Raw genomic sequence first — 26,994 nt, 5'->3', positions numbered from 1 at the left:
GCGGGAATGGCCGAAGGGAGAACAGGTATGAACCAGATTACGCCGCGTGGCGGAACAGACGGGCTGTATGACCGGGTGCGGCATCTGGTCCCGGAAATGGAATGGGAGACCTTTGTCGAGGATATCCGCGCGATTGAAACGCTCAAGCGTGAACGCAACGCCGTCATCCTCGCGCATAACTACCAGACGCCCGAAATCTTCCATTGCGTGGCCGATATCCGTGGCGACAGCCTGGCCCTGGCGCGGGAGGCGCAGGATACGGACGCGGATGTAATCGTCATGGCCGGTGTCCATTTCATGGCGGAAACGGCCAAGATGCTGAACCCGCACAGCACGGTCCTGATCCCCGACCTGCATGCGGGCTGTTCGCTGGCAGATTCCATTACCGGGCGCGACGTGCGCCTGCTGCGCGAACGCTATCCCGGCGTGCCGGTCGTGACCTATGTCAACACCTCGGCCGAGGTGAAGGCCGAAAGCGATATCTGCTGCACGTCGGGCAATGCGAAGCGGGTGGTGGAAAGCCTTGGCGTTGACCGCGTCATCATGATCCCCGATGAATTTCTTGCCCGCAATATCGAAGCCGAGACCGGGATCAGGATGATCACATGGGCTGGCCATTGCGAGGTGCATGAACGCTTCACCCCGCAGGAAATCGAGCGCATGCGCGCGGACCATCCCGGCCTTGTGGTCCTGGCGCACCCCGAATGCCCGCCCGAAGTGGTGGCGGTATCCGATTTCAGCGGCTCCACCGCCATGATGGGCGATTATGTGCGCGACCATGCGGGCAGCCGCATCCTGCTGGTGACCGAATGTTCCATGAGCGACAATCTGGCGGTGCAGTATCCCCAGACCGAATTCGTGCGCCCGTGCAACATGTGCCCGCACATGAAGCGCATTACCCTGTCCAATATCCGGCAGTCGCTGGAAAACATGACGCATGAAGTCACGCTGGACCCGGAACTGGCCAGCCGTGGCCGCCGCGCCGTCGAACGCATGCTGGCGATATGACCACCCTGCCGCCGCTGGGCCAGCTTGCCGGCCAGCCGCTGATTATCGGTGGCGGACTGGCGGGCGTCATGACCGCGCTGTCCACCGGGCGTCCGTGCGTGCTGGTCTGTCCGGGGCGGCTGGATGAAATCCGTCCCCCCCTTGCCGCCAGCATGCTGGCGCAGGGCGGCATGGCGGCGGCCATGGGCGTGGATGATACGCCCGCGCTGCATGCGGCGGATACGCTGGCGGCGGGGGCGGGACTGTGTGACGCCACGGTGGTTGATCGCGTGACACAGGCAGGCCCGGCAGCGGTTGAACGCCTGGCCGGCCTGGGCGTGCGGTGGGACAGGCAGGCCGATGGCAGCCTGCAACTGGGACTGGAAGCAGCCCATGGGCGGCGGCGCATCGTGCATGCGGGGGAGGACGCGACCGGGGCCACCATCATGCGCGCGCTGGTCGCCCGCGTGCGGCAGGCCCCGCACATAACGGTGGTGGAACAGGCCCATGCGCGTGACCTGCTGATCCATGATGGCGGGGTGGTGGGGTGCGTGCTAGTCGTTGGCGGGCGGACCGTCACGCTGTCCACACCGGCCGTCGTGCTGGCTACGGGCGGGGTGGGCGGCCTGTTTGCCGATACCACCAATCCCGCCGGGGCCACGGGCGGTGGCCTTGCCATGGCCGCGCGCGCCGGTGCTGTGCTGGGCAATATGGAATTCGTGCAGTTCCATCCGACCGCGCTTTCCGCCGGGCCGGAAGGGCAGCGCCTGTGCCTGGTCAGCGAGGCCGTGCGGGGCGAGGGCGCCATCCTGATTGATGAGACCGGCAGGCGCTTTACCGATGAACTCGCCACCCGCGACAGCGTCTCCCGCGCCGTCTGGCGTCACATGATGGACGGCCACAGCGTGTATCTGGACGCCCGCACGGCGTTGGGGGCGGCTTTCCCGCAGCATTTTCCCGCCATATCCGCGCTGTGCGCGGCCCATGGCATTGATGCCGCAACACAGCCGATCCCCGTGCGTCCAGCAGCCCATTACCATATGGGCGGCATCATGGTGGACCCCATGGGGCGCACCGGGGTCACGGGCCTGTGGGCGGCAGGGGAAGTCGCATGCACCGGCCTGCATGGCGCCAACCGGCTGGCCAGCAATTCCCTGCTGGAAGCCGTGGTGTTCGGCACATGGATCGGGCGGCAACTGGATGACAGCCCCCCGCTGGCTGCAACCCTGCCCGATGTTTCACTCTTTCCGTCTGATCCGGCCCCCACGCCACCCTCACTGCACCTGCGGCGGGTCATGAGCCGCCATGCCGGGGTCATCCGGTCGGGCGACGGGCTGCGCGACGGGCTGAAACAGGTCATGCCCATCGTGAATACCGATGCCGGGCTGGTCTGTGCGGCGATCCTGCTTGCCGCCCTGCTGCGGCGTGAAAGCCGGGGGGGCCATTTCCGCAGTGATTATCCCCATGCCGGGGCCATGGCCACGCCGTCGCGCTTCAGCCTGGCGGAGCTTGATGCCCGGCTGGCGGAAATGCGTGATACGTTTGCACCGGCCCTGAATGAAGGAATGCCCTCATGATCCATCCCCTGCCAGACATCATGCTGGAACCGCTTGTACGCGCGGGCCTGCTGGAGGATCTGGGCCGCGCGGGCGACCTTACGACCGATGCCGTGATCGTGGATGGGGATGCCGTCGTCTCCGCCGTGCTGGCCGCGCGGCAGGACGGGGTGATTGCCGGGCTGGACATGGCGCGGCTGTCCTTTGCGCTCATGGACCCACGCATCGTGTTCGAGCCGCATGTGCGTGACGGTCAGGCGGTAACACGCGGCGCGCGCCTTGCCACGGTGCGTGGACCCGCGCGCGGCATCCTGTCGGGGGAGCGGGTGGGGCTTAATTTCCTCTCGCATCTCAGCGGTATCGCGACCGCCACGGCGCAACTGGTGGAACTGGTGCGGCCCTATCGCGCCAGCATTACCTGCACGCGCAAGACGATGCCCGGCCTGCGGGCGATCCAGAAATACGCGGTCCGGGCTGGTGGCGGCAGCAACCATCGTTTCGGGCTGGATGACGCCATCCTGATCAAGGACAACCACATCGCCTTTGCCGGCGGGATCACGCCGGCGGTGGAACGCGCGCGTCGCGCCGCGGGGCATCTGGTGCGGATCGAACTGGAAGTCGATACACTGGCCCAGTTGCGCGAGGGGCTGGAGACCGGCGGCGTTGATGTCTTCCTGCTGGATAACATGCCGCCCGACGTACTGCGCGAGGCCGTGCGCCTTGTCGATGGCCGCGCCGTGACCGAGGCTTCGGGCGGGATAACGCCGCAGACGGTCACCGCCGTGGCGCAGGCGGGGGTGGACCTGATTTCCCTTGGCTGGCTGACGCATACCGTGCGCGTCATGGATATCGGGCTGGATTACCAGCCGTGATCCTGTAGGAAGGAAACCTGTTCATACAGGGGAGAACCACAATGGCGTCCACCATCACCACCCGCGCGGGCTGCCTGTGCGCATTGCTGCTGGGAACCACCACCATGGCGGTCGGCGCACAGGCCCAGCCCGACATGCAGCAGCGCGCCCAGCAGATGGAGCAGATGCGCATGCAACACGACCAGCAGATGCAGCAGATGCAACAGCAGTTCGGGCAGCAGCAGATGCAGATGCGCCAGCAGGAACAGCAGATGCGCATGCAGCGTGACCAGCAGAGGCAGCAGATGCAGCAGCAGTTCCGCCAGCAGCAGATGCAACTGGACCAGCAGGAACGCCAGATGGGCAACCAGCCCGGCGGCCGTGAACAGATTGCCCGCCAGCGCGAACAGTTCCGCATGCAGCAGCAGCAGCAGGAACAGCAGATGCGCCAGCAGTTCCAGCAGCAGGACGATCAGCTACGCCAGCAGCGTTCCCAGATGGAACAGCAGCAGGACCAGCAGCGCAGGCAGATGATGCAGGGGCCGCAGAAGTGGTAAAAAGCCTGCAAGGCATAAAAAGAAGTATCTGGTGACGCTTTTTTTAAAGCCTCGGGAGACGCCGCCTTCGTGGAAAAAAGGCGGCAGCCAGAAATCTTTATCATTCGATCCGGGGATTGTCTTTTTCGACTGCTGTCCGCCTGGTTCCGGTTCCCGTATCATTCCCCCGTCATTATGGCAGGTTCCGCAACGGGCGCACGCGGCAGCTCCAGCAGGTTGACGGGCGCCGCGCCATCGCGCATTTCCGCGCGCAGGGCGCGGGTCATGTCGCGTATGCTGTCATGATGGGTAAACAGCAGTACCTGCGTGGTGCGGGCAAAATCAGCCAGTATCCGCAGGGTGCTCAGGCTGCGGGCATCGTCGAACTGCACCAGCAGGTCATCAGCGATAAAGGGCAGGGATTCGGCTGACTTGCAGTAGGTTTCCACGCTGGCCAGCCGGAAGGCCAGGAAAAGCTGGTCGCGTGTGCCCGCGCTCATCGCCGTGACCGGCACGGTGCTGCCATCATGGCGCATGCCATGGACGACCGGGTTACCATGTGGATCGAGTTCCGTCCTGATGCCGGTAAAGGCCCCCAGCGTTGCAAGCGACAGGAACTGCCCCGCACGGGTCACCAGCGGGTCCTGCTGTGCTGCCCGCACGCGGTCGATCGCATCGGCAACCAGCTTGCGCGTCAGGGTCAGGCGGGCATATTCCTCCACAATCTGGTGCAGGCTGGCGGTGGCGGCCTCACGCCGTGCGGCCGCCTGCTGGGCATCCGTATTATGTTCGAATGCGCGCAATGCCATATCCTGCTGCTGTTCAGCGCGCACGGCGTTGTCACGCAGGCGTTGCAGGTCGGCCAGACGGTCATGGATCCGTGCGGTTTCCGCCTTCAGTTCCGGCAGGTCACGGCCATCCAGGGCGCGTTCCAGTTCGGCGGGGGACTGGCCATCCGTCATGCGTGACAGGGTGTCGCGTGCCCGCGCCTGGTCATGACCCAGCCGGTCGCGGTGATCCAGCCGGGCGGCTAGCTGGCGCAGGGCATCCATGCTGTCGGCCTGCGTGCGGGCCATCAGGGTTTCAATGGCCGTGCGGGCGTGCGACAGGCCCGCTTCGCTATCGGTCACATCCTGACTGGCCGCGGCCAGTGCGGGCTGCAGGACTTCGCGCTGATACCGGGCCTTTTCCGCCGCCTGCCACTGGCGGTCCAGTTCCTCGGCCGCCGCCACCCCGTCATGGGGCAGGGCCAGTGGCAGGTTCTGGCGCATGGCGTCCATGGCCTGCGCCAGTTCAAGTTCGGCCGCACGGGCCTGCGCACGGGTGTCATGCAGTTCGGCCAGCCGTTCGATATGCGCGGGGGCCGCCGCCCATTCGGTTGCAAGGTCACGCGCGACATCGGGCAGGGCATCTGCGGGAAGGCCGATGGCCTGCATGGCGCCGGCCCATTGCCGCCGCCATGCCTGCCGTGCGGCGATCAGGTCCGCGCCCTGCTGGCGCAACTGTTCCCGCAGCGGCAGCAGGTCATCCAGTTCACGCTGGAGCCTGCCGTATTCCTCATGCCCGCTGGCATGCGCGCGCGCGGCGGCGGTGACGGCCTCGACACAGGCGGGCAGGTCCAGCGCCGGGTCAATCCCCAGCCGCCGGGCCAGCCGCCGCAGCCTGTCCTGCGCCGCGTCGGGACGGATGCGTTCTTCCGCCAGTGTCGCCCGTCCGGCCGTGATCTGTTCGGCGTCCGCCAGCAACTGGGTGCGTTGCTGCACGAAGGCCAGCAGGGCTTCGGGTGTCGCGGCATGGTCATGCAGGGCAGGGAAGGGGGCAATGAACGCCTGCCACTGGCGGGCGATCCGTTTTTCCATTTCCGCCCGGTTGTGGTCATGGAAGGCGATTTTTTCCATGCAGTGGCTGATGTCGTGGCGCAGGCCCTCGATCCGGGCAATATGGTCCGCCTGCGTCATCAACTGCGCCGAAAGGCTGTCGGCCCGCTCCATGGCGGCATCCAGCGCTGTGGCCCGGACCTGGCGGGTGGGCACGGGCGTGTCATGGTCGGGATGGAGGTAGGTGGCGCGGATTTCCTGCCACAGTGCATCGCGCTGCCCGCGTGCTGCTGCCAGCATGTCCGGTGTTATGGAACTGCCTGCCTGTTCCAGCCGCGCAAGCCGGGGGCGCAACGTGGCCAGGCGTTCGTGTTCCGCCGCCAGCGTGCTGGCCAGGCGGTCGTGTTCAATGCGCAGTTTATGCTGGCTTTCCGCGATATTGCGTACGCCATCGGTGGTCGGGCAGGGCAGGTAGCGCAACTGCTCCACCGTGTCCACCCCCAGTGCCCGCGCCTGCACGGCAAGGCTGGCCTGATGCTGGTCAAGGGTTGCCGCGCGCAGGTCCAGCCGCGTCATTTCCGTGGGCAGGGCGGCAAAGGGGGCAGTATCCTCATGCAGGGGCTGGTCGTGGCCCGCCATGCGCAGGCTGTCGATGCGGCGCTGTTTCTGCGCGATGGAAAGGTCCGTCCTGCGGGTTTCCTGTTCCAGATTGTCGTGCTGGTTGTGCCACAGGGCCTGTGCATCCGCCAGCACGCGGATATTGTCCAGTATCGTGCGATCCGGCATGGAGTGGCGTAAATCGGCCTCCGCTCCCTTGCCCAGCCGCTGGCGCAGGGTGGCCAGGCTTTCATCTATGCTGCGCCATTTTTCGTCCTGAGCCGTCTTCAGCGCACGGTGGTGGCGGACGCCCTGCCCTAGGCGGATGGCCTGCATGACGGGATCACGCAGGGTCGCAAGGGCCGCGTGCGGCGGGAGCACGGCCGTCTGCTGTCGCAGTTGCGCCGCCTGCGCCATGGCGGCGTCATTGCGGGCCGTCGCGCTGTCGAATGCATCCAGCGTGGTCGTGATGGTGGCGCCCATGCCCACGGGCAGGGCGGCCAGGACCGTCTGTGCGGACAGTTCCGCCTGCAGCCGGGTGATTTCGCGTAGCAGGGGCACGGCTTTTTCCAGCCGTTCATGGTGGGCCTGCAGGCGGCGCAGTTCGTCCTGTTCGCGGCTTATGTCGGCCTTCTGCTGGCGGGCTTCGTCGCGCAGGCGGCAATGCTCGGTATAGGCGTCATGGCCGAGCGAGGCTTCCCTCAGGCTGTCCCTTGCCGCGTTGAAGGCGTCCAGCGCCCTGTAGAACGCACGTTCACCCGACCGGCGGGGGGCGAACAGGACATTGCGGCGGGCGTCGATTTCCTCCAGCCGTTCCACAAGCGCGCGCAGGCCGCCGCCAGCTTCCACGATCAGGCGGCCGATATCCCCGTTCGCCTTCAGCAGTTCCGCACCGCCCGAACGCAGGGTTTCGTCATTCAGCCCGAACAGGGCGGCGAAGCGTTCGCGTGTCATCGCCCCCAGCGGGTGTGACAGCACGCTGTCGGATACGGCCTTGCCATCCGGGGCGGACAGGGTATTTTTGCGGCCCTTGCGGCGGTTCAGGGCGAATGCCTGCCCGTCATCCAGTCGTATGCGCGCGTCCAGCCGGATCTGGTCATTGCCAAACACCGCCCCCGCGCCCGACTGGTTGGGTATGCCAAACAGGAAATCCGACAGCGCGGCCAGGCAGGTGCTCTTGCCGGCCTCATTGGGGCCATGGATCACGTGCAGTCCGCGCCCATCACCAAAATTCAGGTCCAGTTCCGCGATGGCGCCGTATCTGACAATGCGGAATTCACTGATGCGCATCGTCGCCGCCCTCCGGGTTTTCCACCAGCGACAGGGCAAGGTCGACCGCGCGTGCCGGCACGTCATTGAGGATGCTTTCACGCATTTCCTCCGTCCGGGCCTGGGCGGGTACGCGCTCCAGTATGGCCTTGAGGATATCGGACAGGTCCGCGTGCAGTGCCTCGGGTGTCGCCGCCTGCCGTATGTCGGCCGCGATCCGCCCGCCGGTGGAGCGGTCGAGAACTGCAGGGCGCGCGGGTGGACGGGTATGGACCTTCAGGCGTTCAAGCCATATCTCATCGGAGAGGCTGGCGAAAATGACCTCGATTTCCTGCTGTACGGTTTCCGTATCGCGTATCAGGTGGGCATGCAGCGGGCTTGTGCCGACCAGTTCCAGCCGCAGGGCGATCGGCCGGCCCTGCGCCTGCGTAAGCAGCTCCCGCCCTGTGCCGCGGATGCATCCCGCCATGTCGGCGGATGTCGCGGCATGGGTCAGGTCCACGACCGCGCTGGCCCAGCGCACGGCGTCAAGCACCTGGTGTTCCACGGATGCGACATCCCCGTCGCGCACCGTGACCAGTGACGCGCCCTTCGGCCCGGCCTCACGCGCGTGGCGTCCCTGCAGGTTGCCCGCGTAAACCACATATGGGTTTTCATGCAGGATCTCGCGGGTATGGACATGGCCCAGCGCCCAGTACTGGTAGCCGTGGTTGACCAGTTGTTCCACCGTGCAGGGGGCATAGGGTTCATGCCCCTCCCGCCCCTGGCAGGCGGTGTGCAGGATGCCGATGTTGAACAGGCCGGGCACGGCGGCCGGGTATTTTCGCGCGATATTGTCGGTTACGTCACGGCGGCCAAAGCTGCGGCCATGCACGGCCACCCCAAGGTCTTCCATGACGCAGGTTTCAGCCTTGCTGGTGGCGAAAAGGTGAACATTGTCGGTTACATGCAGGTGCCTGGCAAAACGGTTTTCCGCATCATGATTGCCAAGGATCATGAAAACGCGGATGCCCGCCTGCTGGAGGCGCGCCATGCCGTTGATGAAGAACAGGCCGCACTGCGTATCGCGCAAATCGCCGTCAAACACGTCGCCCGCCAGCACGACAAAGCGGCATTCGGCCCGGATGGCCAGCTCGACCATGTCATTGAAGGCGCGACGCGAGGCATCGGCGATAAGGCGGGCATATTCGCCCGATTTTTCCGTCAGCCCCAGCAGCGGGCTGTCCAGATGCAGGTCGGCGGCATGAAGGAAACGGAATTCGTCCATGCCGCCATCGTAATCCATTGAAAGCGGAAGTAAATGCGCGCCATGCCCTTCATGCCTGAAAGGGGAGGGCGTTTGCGGCCAGTCAGGCCGAATGGTCGGTGATATCGGTGCAGATATATTTCATTTCCATGTATTCATCCATGCCATAGCGCGATCCCTCACGCCCCATGCCGGACTGCTTGATGCCGCCAAAGGGGGCGACTTCGTTGGAAATCAGGCCGGTATTGTGGCCCACCATGCCGTATTCCAGCGCCTCGGCCACGCGATGGGCGCGGGCATGGTCGCGGGTGAAGAAATACGCGGCCAGCCCGTATTCCGTGTCATTGGCCATGGCGATGGCCTCGGCTTCCGTATGGAAGCGGAACAGCGGGGCCACGGGGCCGAAGGTTTCCTCGTGGGCGATGCGCATGGCGGGGGTCGCGTCGCGCAGCACGGTGGGGCGATAGAACAGTTCGCCCGCATTGTCGCGCGCGCCGCCGCACATGACGGTCGCACCGTGGGCGACCGCGTCATCGACGTGTTCCTCCACCTTGTCGCGCGCCTTGGCGCTGATCAGCGGCCCGATGACGGAATCAGGATCGCTGCCTGGCCCCACCCGCAGCTTTTCCACCACGCGGGCGAAGCGGGTGGCGAATTCGTCATAGATGCCGTCCTGCACCAGGATGCGGTTGGCGCAGACGCAGGTCTGCCCGGCATTGCGGTACTTGGCGGCGATGGCGCTTTTGATCGCCTGTTCGATATGCGCATCGTCAAATACGATGAAGGGGGCGTTGCCGCCGAGTTCCAGCGACAGGCGCTTGAGCGTCGGGGCCGACTGCGCCATGAGGATGCGCCCGACCTGCGTGGACCCCGTAAAGGACAGCTTGCGGATATCGGGGCTGGCGCACAGCGCCTCGCCCAGTGCCGCGCCGTCACCGGGCAGGATCTGCAGCAGCCCGGCGGGCACGCCCGCCTGCTGCGCCAGTTCCGCCAGCGCGAGGGCTGTCAGCGGCGTGTCTTCCGACGGCTTCACGATCATCGCGCAGCCTGCCGCCAGCGCCGGTCCAGCCTTGCGGGTAATCATGGCGGCGGGAAAGTTCCACGGCGTGATCGCGGCGCATACGCCCACGGGCTGGCGGATGACGCTCAGCCGCGTGGCCGGGTTGGTCGGCGGGATGACATCGCCATAGGCGCGCATGGCTTCGGCCGCGAACCACAGCAGGAAGCTTGCGGCATAACGGATCTCGCCCGCCGCTTCCGCGCGCGGCTTGCCCTGTTCGGTCACGATCAGGGTGGCGAGGTCATCGACATTGTCCATCACCAGGTCATGCCAGCGCGTCAGGATCACCTGCCGCTGCGCCCCGGTGCGGTTGCGCCATTCCGCCTGCGCGGCAACGGCGGCGGCAATGGCGTGGGTGACATCCTGCGCGCCGCATTCGGCCACTTCCGCCACGACGGCGCCGGTGGCGGGATTATGCACGGGACGCCGCCCGCCGCCCGCCGCGGGGCACCATGTGCCGTTAATGAACGCATCCTTGCGGAACAGGGATGGATTGGAAAGGTGCACGGTCATTTCGGTCTCCGGTACGGACGGGCGGGCGGTTGGAACGGGTTCAGGCTGCGGATTCTGCCAGGACCTGTTCGATGATGTTCATCCCTTCATCAATGATCGCATCCGATGCCGTCAATGGTACAAGGATGCGGATGGTTGCCCCCTGCGTGCCACATGACAGCAGGATCAGCCCCTTTTCACATGCCCGTGCGCAGATGGCCGCCGCCGCACCCGCGCGAACGCCCGGCTTGTCGTGTTCCTCAAGGATGTCAAACGCGATCATCGCCCCCAGGCCACGCGCGCGGCTGACGGGCAGCAGTTTCCTGTCGGCGTGCAGGCGGTCGATGTGGCGACGCAGGTTTTCACCAATCGTGCTGGCGCGTTCCACCAGCTTTTCATCGCGGATGATGTCCAGCACGGCCAGGCCCGCGGCACAGGCCAGCGGCGCGCCGCCATAGGTGCCGCCAAGGCCGCCGGGGCCAACCGCGTCCATGAGTTCCGCGCGCCCGATCACGCCCGAAAGCGGCAGGCCGCCGCCCATGGACTTCGCGACCGAGACCAGGTCGGGCTGCACGCCGGAATGCTCGATGCCGAACAGCCGGCCCGTGCGGGCGAAGCCGCTCTGCACTTCGTCGGCCACCAGCTTGATGCCGTGTTCGTCACAGATGCGGCGCAGGGCCACCAGCAGTTCGGTGGGCGCCACGCGGAAGCCGCCTTCGCCCTGCACGGGTTCGATGATGATGGCGGCGACGCTGGATGCCGGCAGGTCGGCGGCGAACAGGAAGTCCAGCATGCGCAGCGTGTCGGCCACCTGCACCTCTTCCCCATCCGGGAAGGGCAGGTGGTAGACTTCGCCCGGCAGGGTGCCGAACGGGGCCTTGTACGGCTTGACCTTGCCCGTCATGGCCGATGCCAGCAGCGTGCGGCCATGGAACCCGCCGGTAAAGGCGATGATGCCGTTGCGCCCGGTGGCCGCGCGCGCGATCTTGACCGCGTTTTCGGTCGCCTCCCCCCCGGTGGAGAAGAAAATGGTCTTGGCCGGGCCTTCGAACGGGGCCAGCGCGTTCAGCTTTTCCGCCAGAGCGATATACGGCTCGTACGCCGAGACCTGGAACGCGGTATGCGTGAAGCGGTCAAGCTGCGCGCGTACGGCCTCAAGCACCTTCGGGTGGCGGTGGCCCACGTTCAGCACGGCGATGCCACCGGCGAAATCAACGTAGCGGCGGCCTTCCACATCCCACAGTTCGGCGTTTTCCGCCCGGTCGGCGAAAACGGGTGTGGATGTCGCCACCCCGCGCGGCACGGCGTGGTTGCGGCGGGCAAGAAGGTCCTTGTTGGTCAGTGTCATGGCCTGTTTTCATCCCTGTGGGGTGCATGGTGGGGCTGTGGGTGCAGCCGCTTCGGTTATGTCCCACGTAACGGGTTCGCAACAGGGTGGGGAGGGGCTTTTTAGGCGATCAATGGTGATCGGATGTCACCACCACCACTGTGCCTGCGTGAAGCTGCGCTTCCAGCCATGTGCGCAGCATCACCATCGGCCGGGCCTGCCATGCCTGTTCCGTCGCGCGCAGGACATAGGCCCCCAGCGATACATCGCGCAGCGGGATGTCCGTGGTGGTGACACGGACCAGGCGGCCGGTCTGCAGGTCATCTTCCAGCAGGTAGGCATTGGCCAGCGCGATCCCTTCGCCCGCGCGCGCCGCCGCCAGCGCCAGGTGCGCCTGCCATAGCCGGCTGCACCCGGCCACATGCGCGACCGCGACCGACTGGCCCGCGAACCACAGCCGCCATTCCGTATCGTTGTCTTCAATCAGCAGCGGCGCGTGCAGCAGGTCGGCCGCGCGGCGCAGCGGATGGGCAAGGCGGCGCAGGCAGGCGGGACTGGCGACGGGGAATACCGGCGGCCGCGCAACCGGCAGGGCGCGCACGCGCGGCGGGATGGGGGCGGGATTATGGTCGTTGATGTAGCGGATGTCGGCATGCAGTACGGTGTCGATCCGGTCGGGATCGAACCGGCAGTCGGAATCAACCGGGCGCAGCATCAGGTCCACGCCGGGATATAGCTGCCGGAAGCTGGCTAGCCGTGGCAGCAGCCAGTGATAGGCGATGCCGTGCGAACATGTCAGGGTCACCTGCGGCATCTGCCCGCGTATGTCCGCCGTGGCGCGGGCAAGCCCGTCCAGCAGGGGGGCGATGCGGGCGTGGTAATCATGCCCCTCGGGTGTCAGGCCGCCTTCGCTGCGGTTGCGCAGGGCGACGCCAAGGGTATTTTCAAGGTCGCGCAGGTGGCGGCTGACAACGGCATGATCCACCCCCAGCGCGACTGCGGCACGCCGGATGCCGCCCGTGCGCGCATAGGCCACGAAGGCGTTGAGGGCCGCAAGCGGCGGGATGTGGTAGCGCCATTCCATACGGTGCCGATGCTAGCATGAACGGGCCGGATCAAAAACAGCATGATCGCGCCGCAGGCCCGCGGCCGGGAGCGCTTGCGGATCATGGGAAAATCCCTGGCAGGGCGGCCCCGTACCCCTTCCCATGGCAGGGATGCCCGGTCGGTCACTGGTTAATGTCGCCGTTGTCCGATATGGGTATGACGTTTCTTGTCAGGACGGATGTGGCGTGTTTCTGCGGCAGTTGACCTACCTGATAGCCCTTGACCGCTATCAGCATTTCTCGCGCGCGGCGGAAAGCTGCGGCGTGTCGCAACCCGCGCTGTCGGCGGCGATACGCCAGCTTGAAGCCGAACTGGGCATTACCATCATCCGCCGGACCCGGCGTTTCAACGGCCTGACGGATGAAGGGCGGCGGGTGCTGGCATGGGCGCGCCAGACGCTGGCGGCACTGGACGGGTTGCGGCAGGAAGCGGCCTTCGCGCAGGAAGTGGCGGGGGGCACGCTGTCCATCGGGGCCATGCCGCCGGGGATGCAGGCCATCCCCCTGCTGCTGGAAAGTTTCCGTACCGCCATTCCCGGCCTGCACCTGCAGGTGCGGATCGGGTCATGCGCGGATACGATTCACCGCCTGCGCCAGCAGCAGCTTGACCTCGGGCTGGTCTACCTGGACCAGATCCCGCCCGACGCGCCCTTCGATACCCTGCCGCTTTTTACCGAGCAGCATGTGCTTGTGGCAGCCGAACCCCTTGTCCTGCCTGCGGGGCGACGCGACTGGGGCACGCTGGCCGATCTGCCATTATGCCTGCTCGGCCCCGAGATGCGCACGCGCCAGATCGTGGATGCCGCGTTCAGGGGGGCGGGGGTAACGCCTGCCGTGGTGCTGGAAACGAACTCGCTGGAAGTGCTGTACGCCGAACTGCTGGCGGGACGGCTGGCCAGCATATTGCCGGTCGCGGCCCTGCCAACCCATACCGGGCATTGCCGCCTGCAGGTTCGCCCTCTCGGCCCGTGCAGCGCGCCGGAGGTCGGCCTGGTGCGCCTGACACAGTCCCTGCCAACCGCATTGATGGTGCGGGTATGGGAAATTGCCAGCCATATGGACATGCGCGACATTTTCGCGGTTGGCTGACGCCGCGCGCCGTCAGGGCGCGGGCGTGCGGTGCATGTCCCGCAATACCTGCTGTTCAGCCCGCCGGAAGGCATTCCAGTCCTGCCGGGCGTCTTCGTCGATCATGGGGGAGGAAGGGGGCATGTCCCGATCGTCGGCCTGCCCATGTCCCAGCCCCGCTGGCAGGGACATGCCGCCAGACAGGCCGGACCCCGAACCGGAGCCGGGCAGGGGGGCGAAATGCGCCAGTGGGGGCGCGGATGGCATGGATAGGCCCGGTGCGGCCGCCGATGCATGGGGCAATGCCACGCTGCCATTCCAGCCACCGGGAACCGCGCCGGGCATCTGCGCCATGGCGTGATGGATGGGCAGGCAGGCGAGCGCCAGTATCAGAAGCCTGAACATGCTGTCTGACTGTAAAGGGGGATGGAAATAAAAACGGCAGGAACCGAAGTCCCTGCCGAAATTATCAGCCAATCTTCAGATTGACTGCGGAAGACTTGCCATTACGGCCCCGTTCGAGGTCGTAGGTCACGGCCTGTCCTTCGTTCAGGGTCTGCTGGCCAGCCTGCTCCACTGCGGAGATGTGAACGAAAGCGTCAGCGCTTCCATCATCAGGCTGGATAAATCCAAAGCCCTTCTGGGCGTTGAACCATTTAACTGTTCCTGCGGCCATGTCTTGGCCTCCTTGCGTAACCGGCACCCACGCGAACATGCGCGGAATCGAGACTTTTCGTTATATCGGGGATGCCAGAAGGCCGCGTAGCGAGGCTGCAATTGAAATCTTGTCCGTAGCTGAAAAGTCCAGCCGTGAAACATCTTGTATAGGGGTTGCACGCAAATAGCACGGAAAATATTCGAAAAAGCGGAAATATTTCCTCTCAGGCATCGGATAACGGGTTAAAGCGCACACCATTGGCGCATCATGTTGTGGTAAATATTGGTCAGCGACAGCACGGCGGAATCGGCATCCCCCAGCCGTTCGCGCAGCGATGTCACCTGCATGTCCAGGTCAAACATGATCTGCCGCCGGCTTTCCTCGGCGATCATCGACTGGGACCAGAAAAAGGCCGCAAGCCTGCTGCCCGCTGTTACCGGGGTCACGCTGTGCAGCACGGTGGTGGGATACAGGATCATGTCGCCCGCCGGCAGTTTGATCGCCTGTTCATTGCCATTGGCGTGGATGGTCAGTTCGCCGCCGTCATATTCGTCCGGGTCGGAAAAAAACAGTGTGGAGGAGACATCCGTGCGGATGCGCGTATGGATGCCCCCCGACAGGATGCCGCGTATGGCGTTGTCCACATGCGCGCCAAAGCGCATGCCGTTTTCATAGCGGTTGAACAGCGGCGGGCTGACCCGGTAGTGCAGCACCGCGCTGTTGAACAGCGCATTATGCCCCAGCGCGCGCAGCACAAGCTGCCCCAGTTCAAGACAGGCCTGCGAATCCCGGGGCAGTTGCAGGTTGTCCTTGGCCATGGCCGACTGCGCGCCCGCCGTCTCGCGCCCGTCGGTCCACTGTGCGTTTTTCAGTATTTCGCGGCAATGGGCCAGTTCATCGGCCGTCAGCAGGGCGGGAATGTGCAGCAGCATGGCGCAACCTTGGGCGTGTGGCGTGGTGGGTCAGTACTGGGCCGAGATGTTGAACAGGAACGACCGCCCGATGGAGGGCGTTACCCGGTTTGAAAACAGGCTGCCGTAATTCAGCCGGTTATCAAGGTTATAGGCGTTCATCGCCACTTTCCAGTGGTCGGCGAAACGGTGCGACACCATGGCGTCGAATTCCACCGTGGCGGGCACGCGCGCCGTATTGGCCTGGTCCAGCCATACGCCCTGCCGCCACGTGATGCCGCCGCCGATGGTCATGTTCCATGGCTTGCGCGGGGCAATTTCATAGCTGGTCCATGCCGTGGCCTGGTTATGGGGCACGTACTGGATCTGGCCGCCCTGCTTGGATGTCGTGGACCCGGCCTTGGTGATGGTGGGATCATACAGGGCATAGGTGCCATAGAACATCCAGTTGCGCAGCAGCGTGCCCGACGCGCTGAGTTCCAGCCCCTGGTTGCGTTCCTGGTCACTGGTGGCGGTAATGTCGCCAGTGGAGGGATCGGTCTGCACCGAATTGTTCTTTTCCAGCCGGAACAGGGCCGCCGTAAAGCCTATGCGGTCATGGAAGGCGCTGTATTTCGCGCCCACCTCATACAGCCTGCTGCGTTCGGGTGCGGCGGTTGCGTTCCTGGCGTTCATGGGTTCGGAACTGTTGGTGACGTACATGCTCAGCGGCGTGGTGGATTCCGACCAGTTGAAATACACCATGAGGTTGCCGCGCGGGGTGTACATGATGCTGACCGAGGGGTTTATGGTGGTTTCGTTCTGCCCGTAATGCACATCCGGCGTCGCGGTGCTGCCGCCAGTGGCGCTGTAGTGGCTGTTCCAGTTATCCCAGCGGAAACCCGCCTTGACCGACAGGTAGTCCGTCAGCCAGATCTGGTCCGACAGGAAGAAGCCCACATCCAGCGCGTCACTATCCTTGTAGCACTTGCGGCCCACGCCATTGCCGATATTGACCAGCCGGTTCGGATACTGGTTGCAGTCCCCCAATGTCAGGCCGGGCACGTAGGGCGAGGGGTCAAGCAGGCTGGTGCCGGGGCGGTTGGCGCCATAGGCGTAGTTCTGGCGGTGGTCGGTCACGTATTCAATGTCGAAGCCGCCAATGATCTCGTGCCGGATACGCCCGGTCTTGAGGTGCGCGATACCGGAAAACACATCCTGTATGGACCAGTCGCTCTGCCGGTAGGGTTCGGGGCCGCCTACCCCGCCATTACGCGCCACCTGTGCCGCCGCCGGGCTGGAGGAAAAGAAATCGGACTGGCAGGTGGACGACGGCGAGACACCGTTGAACGTGTTGTTCGCCAGCACGGCGCCGCTGCTGAAATTCGAGCACGCTTCCTGCGATGCGGAAAAATAGCGGTGGAAGATGCCGCCGCGCATGTCGTTATATAAGGTCAGGATCGGGTTGACCCTGGCCGTAAGCCGGCCGGTGATCATGTCCGTGCTGGAATCATCCTGGTCATAGGTGGTGCCATACCAGTTGGTGCGCCTGACGCCGTATTCGGTCACCGGGCGGCCAATGGCGCTGGCTGAGGAATAGACGACCGGCACGCCGTAATCAGGGATGCGGTTATCGTTCTGGTGGAAATATTCCAGCACGAACGAGACCTTCCTGCCCAGCCCGAACGCGATGGACGGCGCGATGCCCCAGCGGTGGGAATAGATATCATCACGGCCAACGACATTGTTCTCGTTGCCCATGCCGGTCAGGCGGAAGGCGGTGGTGCCGTTCAACTGGTAGTTCACATCCAGCGTGCCCCGGTAATAGGACCCGCTGCCGCCCGAAAAACTGGCCTGGTAGCTGTTGCCCAGATGCGGCGTCTTGGTCACGATATTGATGGCGCCACCCGTGGTGCCATTGCCAAACACCTCGGATGAAGGGCCTTTGATGACCGAAACATGGTCATAATAGAAGCTGTCGCGCGTATAGACGCCAAAGTCACGCAGGCCGTTTTCATAAATGTCGTTCTGTGCGGCAAAGCCGCGGATCAGGAACTGGTCCCCCGCCATGCCGCCTTCGCCTTCGCCCACCGATGCGGTGATGCCGGGCACGTTCTTCAGTGCTTCATCAAGGGATTTGACATTTTGCTGCTGCATCAGCACCTGCGGCACCACGTTCACGTTCTGCGGCGTGTGCATGGCGTCCTGCGGCATCCGGCTCAGCCCGATGGATTCATGCAGCACATTCATGGGCGATGCGGTGACATGGGTTAGGTCATGGGATGTATCGGACGAATGGGTGTACAGGTCCGTCGCATCGGTATCCGGTTTCGTGGTCGTCCGGGCCTGCCTGGTGCTGTCGGCGGGGGACGGGGAGGGCGCATCCTGTGTCGCGGCCTGCGCGCCGGTGGCCGCGCAGGCCAGCGCCACGGAGGCGGTGAACAGGGAGAAAGGCCTGAGTTTCTGGCGAATGGTCTGGTTTGTCATATTGCAACAGCCTCTTAATTGCATAATGGCTGCATATCTATTATGATAATTATTCGCAATAACGCCGAAACAGTTCGTTGCCGCGCTGTCACTTAAATGCAACAAATTCTCATTATCAATTAAGGCCCCGACGCGAAAAAGCCCCGCACCACAGGGGATACGGGGCTTTTTCGCATCAATACGCGGCAGGGATGTTACAGGTTCAGGGATGTTACAGGTTGGCGATGACTTTCAGCCCGACCAGGGCGGCATTGGGAATGTGCCTAGTCTCGCCCGGGCGGATCATGTACTCGAATTCAGGCTGGACCAGTATGCCCGGCATCGCGTCAATAGCGTAATAGGCTTCTATGATATGGGAATCCGTCTGGGGCGCGCGCACGGCGGTACCCAGCGAATAACCGGCTTCATAGCGCAGGATCTGCCCTTCCTCCTTGCGGTGGCTGACGTGGTACCACGAATACATGATGCCCAGCCGGTCCGTGACCCGCGACGGGATGACACCGGCAAAGGACAGGCCGCCATAGGCTTCATCCGAAATCGAGGTCACATGCGGGGTGTTGTGGATATACCCCGCCATCAGGTAGCCGCCCGCCATCTGGTTACGCCCGCCCCGGCGATAGACCATCTGGTCGCCTTCGAACCAGAACATGTCCATCGGCGCCGAACGCTGGTGCCCCGCCGCCGTGCGCAGCGCAGGGGGCAGGCCAATGCCGATCTGGTCGGGATAGCGCGTGGTGTCATGCGCGTAGCCCAGCACGTAATGCCCCGGCAGGCGGTTGCGGGTCAGGAAGGGCTGCCACGTGAACTCGACCGGCAGCATCAGGCCCGTTGCCGTCTCGCTGCCCCATGACCAGCCGCTGGGGTTGTCGGCCAGGGCGCTGACCGAATACGCGCCAAGCTGGATGGCGGTGTCACGCGTGGGCCGCATGCGGATGCGCGATCCCCATGTCGCCTTCGGGTACACGCTGAAACCGGGGTCCAGCTTCAGCGCCACGGGCGCGGAACAGGTGACCATGAACGAACACAGCAGCGGCGACGTGGCGAACACATGGGTCAGCGCCATGCGACCGAACGTGATGTCCAGATGGTTGTCCAGCAGCTTCTTTTCCGCATAGAAATCCACCAGGTGGGCCACCACGTTGCCCGACAGGCCGTAGACTTCCTGCAGGTTGACGTAATATTCCCCCACGCGGTCATGGCTTACGGCATGGCCCGCGCGCTCCATCACCAGCGTGTGGACCGACCAGCCGGTGATCCCGGCCATCTTTTCCAGGTCGAAGTTTACCTGCGCGGTCAGTTCATGCACGTAGCTCATGCCACGCTCCACGCCGCCATTGATCACGCCCATCGCCTCGCCCTTGTAGGTGAAGGCGAAGCTGACGCCATGGTCCAGCAGCTTCCTGCGCAGCGGGTTGAGCTGCGGGACCAGATGGCCGCTGCCTGCGGTAGGGACGTAGTACGGGTCCTCCAGGTCGGTGTCATGCTGCGCGTCGATCCATTCGGGCAGCAGGCCGGACGGCCCTTCATGGTGGGTCAGGATGGCGTCCAGTTCGATCTTGTGGAACGCCTTGCTGTCACCGGGGCTGCTGACGGGGGCGACACTCATGGTTGCCAGCCCGGCGGAGGGATAGGTCGGCACGCCACTGGGCGGAATGGGGGTGTTGGGGGGCCTGCGGATCGCGTCGGGCGTCGGGCCGAGGCGTTCGGCATCCAGATTGAGGCTGATCTGCTGTTCCGGTGTCATGCCCGTTGAAGGCATGGCGGAAACCGAGCCGGACGTGACGAGGGAGGGAACGGTGTGTTCGACAGGCGGCGCGGCCTGGGCAAGGGCGCGATGGGCGGGCACCGCCATGGTGCCCACCGCCAGCAGCCACCGGCATGCATGGGGGAACGGATGGTGGCCATGCTGGTCACGGGCATGGTGTATGTGTCTTGTCATCTGTCGATTTTCTCGTGGCCGGGCCGGATGGCGAGGCGTGAAAACGCGGCAAGGGGGCCTGGGGTGCGTGCCGCCGTATCAGGGCGTGGGCACGTACGCGACGTATTCGGAAAAGCAGACAGATGCGGGAGGGCGCAGGACCGGGTTGATCATGATTTTTGCAACCATTGTTTTTATTTTTATGATGATCGATCCATATTTTAAAATTATCAAAATGTCAAGAGGTGTGGAATTATATTAATTTTGCACCGCACAAATCGTAATTTTATTACAAAAATCATTCTGCTTTCCGCTATCCCGGCATCATGGTATCGCCCATGTCGTGCCCTGCGCAGGCCGGGAATGGGAGAATGGGGTGACAGCGCTTGTTCTGATGGTCGTGGGGCTGGTGATCGGTGCGGTCGTGGGGGGGTATGGCGTGCATCTGGCTGCGTCCTCCACGGGTGGGCTGCGCCGGTTGCCCTATTACCCCGCCCGCGCGCTGGCGGACCCGGTCGCGACCGGGGATGCTGACACGATTATGGTTGATGAACTGCCCGTTGCACTTGTCGTGCTGTCGCGCGGGGGGCGGCTTCTGCATGCCGCGACCCGCGCGCAGGCCGAATTTGCCGAAGGGCTGGGCACCCTGATCCGCCATCCCGCTCTGCAGCGCGCCGTGGCCGACCTGCAGCCCGGCGGGGTGAGCGAGGTCCGGATCGAGGCCGATGTGCCCGTTCGCCGGGTGGTGCAGGCGTTCGTGAAGGCAGGGTCGTGGCATGGCCACCCGGCCTGCGTGGCGGTGCTGCTGGATGCCACGGCGCATGATGCGCTGGATCGCGCGCGCAGTGACTTTGTCGCCCATGCCAGCCATGAACTGCGCACCCCGCTTGCCGCCTTGGTCGGCTTTATCGAGACATTGCAGGGGCCTGCCGCGAACGATGCCGTGGCAAGGCAGAAATTCCTTGCCATCATGGCCCGGCAGGCCGCCCGCATGCAGCGCCTGATTGACCGGCTGCTCTACCTGTCGCGCGTGCAGATGCTGGAACACCAGCGCCCGCAGGGGCAGGTCGTGCTGCCCGACCTGTTCGCGCGCCTGAATGATGAATTGCAGGGCAAACCGGCGGAAGACCGCGCCGCCGTCATCATCCACGCCCCGCCTGCCGGCGCCGTGCGGGGGGATGCGGACCAGATTTTGCAGGTGCTGGTCAACCTGTGCGAAAACGCGCTGCGTTATGGCCGCCCCGCGCCACCGGCGGTGGCGCGGATTGATGTGACGGCGCAACGGCTGGAAACCGGCGGGCTGGTGATTTCGGTGCGTGATAACGGGCCGGGCATCGCCGCCCAGCACCTGCCGCGCCTGACCGAGCGGTTCTACCGTGTGTCCCCACCGGCCGGGCGTAACGGGGGGGACCAGGGCACGGGGCTGGGGCTTGCCATTGTCCGGCACATCGTGGACCGTCACGGTGGCCGCCTGGACATAACCAGCACGCCGGGGCTGGGCACATGCTGTAGCGTCTGGCTGCCGCAGGGATAATGCCCGCCCACGCGGCCTGCCCAGATCACCCTGCCGCAGATGGGGAAGGGCATATGGCCTGCCGAAAGCACATTGCCCGGATTTCAGGCCCGGATGCGGCGTTTCGAACACCAGAACTGGGAACTGGGGATGAAAATCCTGTCGTGTTTCGCGATCCGTATGGGGTTTGACGCGGATTTTTTCACCCGGAATCACGACCCTGCATCCATGCAGTACCAGAGTACCCTGCGCCTGATCCATTACATGAGCATGGAAAATGCCCGTGACGCGGATTTCGAATTCTGGCGCGCGGGCGCTCATTCCGATTTTGACTGCCTGACCCTGCTGCACCAGCGACCGGGGCAGGGTGGCCTGCAGGTCTGTCCCTGCCGTTTTTCTGTCAGGCCAATCGTGATGCGGTCATTCAGGGGCCACGGAAGAAATACGCGCCCATTACCGCCCGGGATTACCTGGATGAACGCATCCGGGCGAATTACGGTGGGCGGATATGAATATCCTAAAGGTTGTCTGAAACAACTCATTGATAAAAAATAAAAGTTTTTGGGCGCCCCCTTTTTAAAAAGGCGGCGTTCCTTGAAGCTTTTTGAAAAAAGCTTCACCAAAAACGTTCATATGATTACAGGATATTTCCTGGGCCGTTTTTTCACACGGCCGTTAAGCCCCGAAATAGTTCTGGCGCAGTTCACGCCTTACAAAATCAAGGAAAAACCGTGTGCGCGAGGGCAGGTGCGCGCGGGAGGGATAGACAGCATACAGCGTCACATCCTCCCACGCATAGGTGCTGAGACATTCGATCAGCCGACCGCATTTCAGGTCATCGGCAATATCCCACAGCACCTTCAGCGCAATGCCCCGCCCGTTTACCGCCCAGTCATGCACGACCTCGCTGCTGGATGTGGCAAGGCGGGGGGTGACATGGATTTCCTTGCGCGCCTTACCGTCCAGATAGGCCCATTCATTGAATATGCGGTGGCGGCGGATCAGGCAGATGCAGTCATGCTTCAGCAGGTCATGCGGCGTGGCGGGCAACCCCCTGCGCGCGACGTAATCGGGGGATGCGCACACCACGCGGCGGCTGTTGATCAGGCTGGTGGTCATGACCTCCTGATCCGACGGCATGCCGGGGCGGATGGCAATGTCCAGCCCGTCATCAATCACGTCCAGCCCCGCATCCGACAGCGTCAGGTGCACGGTGACATCGGGATACTGCCCGACAAAGGCCGCCACGACACCGGCCAGCAGCTTGCGCCCGATTTCCGACGGCACGCCCACGCGCAGCAGCCCGTGCGGGATACCGGCGCGCGCGGTCAGTTCGGCCTCGGCTTCCTCCACCTCCTGCATGATCCTGACCGCGTGTTCATGCAGGCGCTGGCCTTCCGCCGTCAGGGCGAAATGGCGTGACGTGCGCGTGACCAGACGCGTGCCAAGGCGGGTTTCCATGGCGCTGAGGCGGCGGCTCATGGCGGCGGGCGACATGCCCATGGCGCGTGCACAGCCGGCAATGCTGCCCGATGCGGTCAGGATGCAGAAAAACTTCAGGTCACTGATTTCATCCGGCATGTGTCATCCCATGATTGCGTCTGGCGTACGGTTGGCGTGCAGTCGCATGGCCTACACGAAGATGTGCAGATCCGTATCCTGCGCATCCTTCCACTGTTATCGCAATATCGGGTTCTTATGTCGGATACAGTCCAGTCCAACTGCCATACTTCCCTCAAAACCGCGCTGTCCGGCAGGGAACTTCTGGACTGTCCAGTGCTGAACAAGGGAAATGCATTCGACCGCCGTGAACGTGACCTGTTCGGACTGCATGGCCTCCTGCCCACGCGCATTGCGACACTGGAAGAACAGGCCGACCTTGCCCGCGCGCGGCTGGCGGCGCTGCCGGACAACTTTTCGCGACATATTGCGCTGCGCGAAATCCAGGACAGGAATGAAACGCTTTTCTACGCCATTATCGATCAGGCGCTGGAAGCATGGCTGCCCATCATTTACACGCCCGCGATCGGTCGGGCCTGCCGGGAGTTCAGCCATATCTGGACCCGCCCGCGTGGCCTGTTCCTGAATTACACGGACCGGGGCCGCATTGCCGAAATCCTGTCCGACCCGCAATGGGACGGGGTGCGCGTGATCGTGGCCAGTGACGGCGGCAGCATCCTTGGCATTGGCGACCAGGGGGCCAACGGCATGGGCATCCCCATTGGCAAGCTGTCGCTCTATACCGCCTGCGGTGGGCTGGACCCCGCCCGCGCGCTGCCCGTCCTGCTGGATGTCGGCACCGACAATGCGGCGCTGCTGGCGGACCCGGAATATATCGGCTGGCGGCACGAACGCGTGCGCGGGGCGGATTATGACGCTTTCATTGCGGAATTCGTGGACGCCGTTAACGCGCGCTGGCCCAATATCGCCCTGCATTGGGAAGACCTGTCGGGTGCTGATGCGCTGCGTATCCTGCGTCGTTATCGCGACGGGATGTGCACGTATAACGATGATATACAGGGCACGGCCGGGGTGACGGCGGGCGCGCTGCTGGCCGCGATCCGTGCCGGTGCGGCCCCGCTGGCGCGGCAGCGGATCGTCATTTTTGGCGCGGGTGGCGCGGGTTGCGGCATTGCCGACCTGCTGGCGCAGATGATGGTGGCGGAAGGCATGACGCCCGCTGAGGCCAATCGCCGTTTCTTCATGGTCGATATCAACGGCCTTGTGCGCGCGGGCATGGATGGCGTGACCGAAGGCCAGCGCCCTTTCGCGCAGCCCGCCGATATCGCGGCGACGTGGAACGTGGCCAATGCCGCCCATGTCACGCTGGCCGAGGTGATGGACAATGTGCGCCCCACCATGCTGGTCGGCACATCGGGGCAGGGCGGCGCCTTTACCCGTGATATCGTGGCTCCCATGGCGCGGCAGTCCGTCCGCCCGGTCATTTTCGCCCTGTCCAACCCTACAGCCAATATCGAGGCAACACCTGCGGACCTGCTGGAATGGACGGGCGGGCGCGCGATCATCGGCACGGGTGGCCCGTTCGCGCCCGTGACCTGTGACGGGTGCGTGCGCCCGGTGGACCAGATCAACAATTCCTATGTCTTCCCCGGCGTGGGCCTTGCGGTTGTGGCGGGTGGCATCACGCGCATGACCGATGGCATGTTCCTTGCCGCCGCCCATGCGCTGGCCGGGCTTTCGCCCGCGGGCGGGACGGATGACCGCGCAACCGCGCCCCTGCTGCCCCCTGTGTCCGAACTGCGCACCGTGGCCATGGCGGTGGCGCGGGCCGTAATCCGCCAGGGACAGGCGGAAGGTGTCGCCCCGCAGGCATCGCCCGAGGCGGTCGAGGTCGCGCTGAAGGCCGCGGTATGGACCGCGCGGTACCGCCCGTACGAGAAGGCAGCCCCCGGCCGCTAGGGCTGCCTGAGACGATTTTCATGGGCAAACAGCTCCCGTAAGGGGAAGCAGGACGTGTCCGCCATGCCATGACGGGCAGGATCAGATGAATATTTCCCGCTTCATGCCCGGGCCGGCCGTGCGCTGGCCTGTGGGTGTGGACATGCTGCGCTGGCTGTTCTGTCCCACGCCACAGGCGGTGGCGTTCGCGCTGCGCAATACCGTTGCCTCGGTCGTGGCGCTGGCCATTGCGCTGTGGATGGAACTGGACAGCCCGCAATGGGCGGTCGCCACCGTATGGTCGGTGGCGCAGGTGCGCCGGGGCGAAAGCATGTCCAAGGCGCGGTGGCGTATCGTGGGCACGCTGGTTGGCGCTGTCGCGGCGGTGGTGTTCATTGCCGCCTTTCCGCAGCAGTCGTGGCTGTTCTTTCCCGCCGTGGCGGCATGGATCGGGCTGTGCAGTTTCCTTGCCACGTTCTGCCTGAACTTCCGTTCCTATGCCTTCGTGCTGTCGGGCTATACCTGTTCGATCATTGCGGTTGCGGCGGCATCCGCGCCGGATAACGTGTTTTTCATAGGCATCTCGCGCGCCACCTACATCATCCTTGGCGTGGTGTGCGAGGCGGGGATGGCCATGCTGTTCACCGTCAGCCTGTCCACGCGCGCGCAGGCGACCATGGTGGCGCAGGTGGAAGACGTGCTGCATCGCCTTGGCGCGCTGCTGCGCGAAATCGTGCTGCATGACCGTGACACGCTGGTCCATGCCGGTGAGTTTTCGGACATGGTGGTATCGGTCCATCAGGGGCTGGAATTCCCGGCCATCGAAATGGGGCGACAGGTGCATGCGGGCGATCATGCCCGCGCCGTGCTGGCGGCGGTCTCGATCCTTGTCACCCGCCTTGTCGGCCTGTCCGGCGGGGCGGAACGCGCGATGCTGGCCGATGACGGGGTGCTGGCGGATACGCGGGGACAACTGCTGCACCTGTGTGACCGGCTGGCGACCTGCCGGTTGAAGTCCGGTGCGCTGGACGACGTGCAGGCGCAGGTGGCGCACCTGCGCACCCTGTTTGAACGGCGCGCGGCGCATGGCGTGCAGGAAACGGCCCGCATTACCCATGGCGTGCTGGCGGCCACGATGGATGACCTGGAAACGGCGCTGGATCACTGCCATGCCATTTTCAGCCCGCCACCGCATGACCACTTCCGCTTCCATCTGGGCGGCCACCGCGATATCCGGCTGGCATTCCATAACGGGTTGCGCGGGGCCGTGGCCATCATGCTGGCGGCTTTCGTCTACGAATGCACCGCATGGCCCGGTGGCATGGGGTTCATTGCCATTACCACGCTGGTCTGCGGGCTGTTCGCCACGCGCGAAAACCCGGTCGTGGGCACGACGCGGTTCCTGTCGGGGGCGGTGTGGTCGGCCATTGCCGCAGGCACACTTGACCTGTGGCTTCTGCCCTATCTTACGGATTATGAGGAATTTGCCTTCGTGCTGGGTATGTTCCTGTTCGTGGGCGGGCTTGCCAAATGCAACCGGGGCACGGCGGGGGCGGCTGCGGCCTACGGGCTGCTCATGCCCAACCTGCTCATGCCCGGCAACCAGAGCCGGGTGGATGAAATCACGTTCCTCAACGGCGCCTTCCATACGGTGCTGGCGGTGGGGCTGAGCGTGCTGGTGTTCCGGCTGGTGCTGCCATTCCGCGCGCGCGATGAACGGCTGCGCTTTGGCATGCATATACGCGGTGAACTGCGGCGGCTGTGCCTTGTGCCCCTGCCGCCATCGCCCCAGTGGTGGATTGGCACCAGCGTGGATCGGATCGGGCGCATGGTGCGCCATGCAACGCAAGAAGGGGATCGCACGGCCGCCGCCGGTATCCGGCTCATGCTCATGTTTTCTTCCGTCGGGCTGAATATCCTGCTGCTGCGCCAGCTCAAGCGGCAGCGGCGCGATACGGTGTCGGATGTCATTACCGAACTGTTGCGCGTGCTGGTGCGCTATCGCCCCGTCAGCCCGCGTGGCATCGCCATGGTCCGGGCCACGCGCAGGCGGCTGGCCCGTATGGAAAAGGCTGATCCCGGCAATGGCAGGCTGCTGGAGGTGCTGGCCTGCCTTGACGGGATCAGCCGCACGGCTGCGGCCTGCCTCACCGCCATGGCGGCGGGGGTGGAATGATCCCTGTCATATCCGGGGAATAATAAAAGCTTCACCAAAGA

19 protein-coding genes and 1 pseudogene are annotated in these 26,994 nt (G+C 64.5%); 9 read left to right on the top strand and 11 right to left on the bottom strand.

All coding sequences use genetic code 11. The features are described 5' to 3' along the window. The first annotated feature begins 27 nt into the window (after positions 1 to 27). Genes nadA through CFR76_RS02685 form a run of 4 tightly spaced genes read left to right on the top strand, consistent with a single transcriptional unit; the run spans position 28 to position 3,951 of the window. Entirely contained in the window at positions 28 to 1,008 is a 981-nt protein-coding gene (gene nadA, locus CFR76_RS02700) for a quinolinate synthase NadA (RefSeq protein WP_110555697.1), read from the top strand. Next, positions 1,005 to 2,564 carry an L-aspartate oxidase gene (locus CFR76_RS02695; RefSeq protein ID WP_110555696.1) on the top strand — a complete coding sequence of 520 codons (1,560 nt, stop codon included), beginning with the start codon at positions 1,005 to 1,007 and terminating at the stop codon, positions 2,562 to 2,564. Before nadA ends, CFR76_RS02695 begins: the two co-directional genes overlap by 4 nt. Next, positions 2,561 to 3,415, top strand: a complete 855-nt coding sequence (nadC, locus tag CFR76_RS02690; RefSeq protein WP_110555695.1) for a carboxylating nicotinate-nucleotide diphosphorylase — start codon at positions 2,561 to 2,563, stop codon at positions 3,413 to 3,415. Before CFR76_RS02695 ends, nadC begins: the two co-directional genes overlap by 4 nt. Before the next feature lie 41 nt (positions 3,416 to 3,456). Then, positions 3,457 to 3,951: a hypothetical protein gene (locus CFR76_RS02685; RefSeq protein WP_110555694.1), complete on the top strand. Its 495-nt coding sequence runs from the start codon at positions 3,457 to 3,459 to the stop codon at positions 3,949 to 3,951. Between the two features lie 158 nt (positions 3,952 to 4,109). Here CFR76_RS02685 and CFR76_RS02680 read toward each other — a convergent pair whose 3' ends face one another. The 5 genes from CFR76_RS02680 to CFR76_RS02660 form a co-directional block, all read right to left on the bottom strand. Next, entirely contained in the window at positions 4,110 to 7,634 is a 3,525-nt protein-coding gene (locus CFR76_RS02680) for a YhaN family protein (RefSeq protein WP_110555693.1), read from the bottom strand. Then, entirely contained in the window at positions 7,621 to 8,880 is a 1,260-nt protein-coding gene (locus tag CFR76_RS02675; RefSeq protein ID WP_244191737.1) for a metallophosphoesterase family protein, read from the bottom strand. Before CFR76_RS02675 ends, CFR76_RS02680 begins: the two co-directional genes overlap by 14 nt. Before the next feature lie 82 nt (positions 8,881 to 8,962). Further along, positions 8,963 to 10,432, bottom strand: a complete 1,470-nt coding sequence (locus tag CFR76_RS02670) for an NAD-dependent succinate-semialdehyde dehydrogenase (RefSeq protein WP_110555691.1) — start codon at positions 10,430 to 10,432, stop codon at positions 8,963 to 8,965. Between the two features lie 40 nt (positions 10,433 to 10,472). Next, positions 10,473 to 11,759 (bottom strand): 4-aminobutyrate--2-oxoglutarate transaminase, encoded by a 1,287-nt coding sequence (gene gabT / locus CFR76_RS02665; RefSeq protein WP_110555690.1) that lies wholly within the window; start codon positions 11,757 to 11,759, stop codon positions 10,473 to 10,475. Between the two features lie 109 nt (positions 11,760 to 11,868). Continuing rightward, entirely contained in the window at positions 11,869 to 12,822 is a 954-nt protein-coding gene (locus CFR76_RS02660) for a LysR substrate-binding domain-containing protein (protein WP_110555689.1), read from the bottom strand. A 208-nt stretch (positions 12,823 to 13,030) separates the two neighbouring features. On the opposite strand from CFR76_RS02660, the gene CFR76_RS02655 reads away from it, so the two are divergent. Continuing rightward, on the top strand, positions 13,031 to 13,933 hold the full coding sequence (locus CFR76_RS02655) for a LysR family transcriptional regulator (RefSeq protein WP_167402036.1): 903 nt from the start codon (positions 13,031 to 13,033) through the stop codon (positions 13,931 to 13,933). Positions 13,934 to 13,945: 12 nt separating this feature from the next. Here the strand turns inward: CFR76_RS02655 and CFR76_RS02650 are convergent, their stop codons facing one another. The 5 genes from CFR76_RS02650 to CFR76_RS02630 form a co-directional block, all read right to left on the bottom strand. Next, positions 13,946 to 14,317, bottom strand: coding sequence for a hypothetical protein (locus tag CFR76_RS02650; RefSeq protein WP_244191736.1), 372 nt, complete (start codon positions 14,315 to 14,317; stop codon positions 13,946 to 13,948). Between the two features lie 64 nt (positions 14,318 to 14,381). After that, complete coding sequence (locus CFR76_RS02645) at positions 14,382 to 14,588, bottom strand: cold-shock protein (RefSeq protein WP_007398099.1); 207 nt, start codon at positions 14,586 to 14,588, stop codon at positions 14,382 to 14,384. A gap of 224 nt (positions 14,589 to 14,812) precedes the next feature. After that, entirely contained in the window at positions 14,813 to 15,502 is a 690-nt protein-coding gene (locus CFR76_RS02640) for a Fe2+-dependent dioxygenase (RefSeq protein WP_110555687.1), read from the bottom strand. Positions 15,503 to 15,532: 30 nt separating this feature from the next. After that, positions 15,533 to 17,947, bottom strand: coding sequence for a TonB-dependent receptor (locus tag CFR76_RS02635; RefSeq protein WP_110555686.1), 2,415 nt, complete (start codon positions 17,945 to 17,947; stop codon positions 15,533 to 15,535). A gap of 211 nt (positions 17,948 to 18,158) precedes the next feature. Continuing rightward, positions 18,159 to 19,886, bottom strand: coding sequence for a carbohydrate porin (locus CFR76_RS02630; protein WP_110555685.1), 1,728 nt, complete (start codon positions 19,884 to 19,886; stop codon positions 18,159 to 18,161). Between the two features lie 322 nt (positions 19,887 to 20,208). Between CFR76_RS02630 and CFR76_RS02625 the strand changes: the two genes are divergently transcribed. Both CFR76_RS02625 and CFR76_RS02620 read left to right on the top strand, forming a co-directional pair. Next, positions 20,209 to 21,399, top strand: a complete 1,191-nt coding sequence (locus tag CFR76_RS02625; RefSeq protein WP_110555684.1) for a sensor histidine kinase — start codon at positions 20,209 to 20,211, stop codon at positions 21,397 to 21,399. A gap of 21 nt (positions 21,400 to 21,420) precedes the next feature. Next, positions 21,421 to 21,890: pseudogene (locus CFR76_RS02620) on the top strand (isopenicillin N synthase family oxygenase); the annotation flags it as partial. 163 nt (positions 21,891 to 22,053) lie between these two features. Here the strand turns inward: CFR76_RS02620 and CFR76_RS02615 are convergent. Then, complete coding sequence (locus CFR76_RS02615) at positions 22,054 to 22,959, bottom strand: LysR family transcriptional regulator (RefSeq protein WP_110555683.1); 906 nt, start codon at positions 22,957 to 22,959, stop codon at positions 22,054 to 22,056. A 117-nt stretch (positions 22,960 to 23,076) separates the two neighbouring features. Here CFR76_RS02615 and CFR76_RS02610 point away from each other — a divergent pair, with 117 nt between their 5' ends. Next, positions 23,077 to 24,798 carry an NAD-dependent malic enzyme gene (locus tag CFR76_RS02610; RefSeq protein ID WP_110555834.1) on the top strand — a complete coding sequence of 574 codons (1,722 nt, stop codon included), beginning with the start codon at positions 23,077 to 23,079 and terminating at the stop codon, positions 24,796 to 24,798. 85 nt (positions 24,799 to 24,883) lie between these two features. Then, positions 24,884 to 26,953, top strand: a complete 2,070-nt coding sequence (locus tag CFR76_RS02605; RefSeq protein WP_110555682.1) for an FUSC family protein — start codon at positions 24,884 to 24,886, stop codon at positions 26,951 to 26,953. Positions 26,954 to 26,994: the final 41 nt, after the last annotated feature.

This window comes from Komagataeibacter swingsii (assembly GCF_003207895.1).
Lineage (GTDB): Bacteria > Pseudomonadota > Alphaproteobacteria > Acetobacterales > Acetobacteraceae > Komagataeibacter > Komagataeibacter swingsii.
This window is presented reverse-complemented; position numbering and strand designations above follow the sequence as displayed.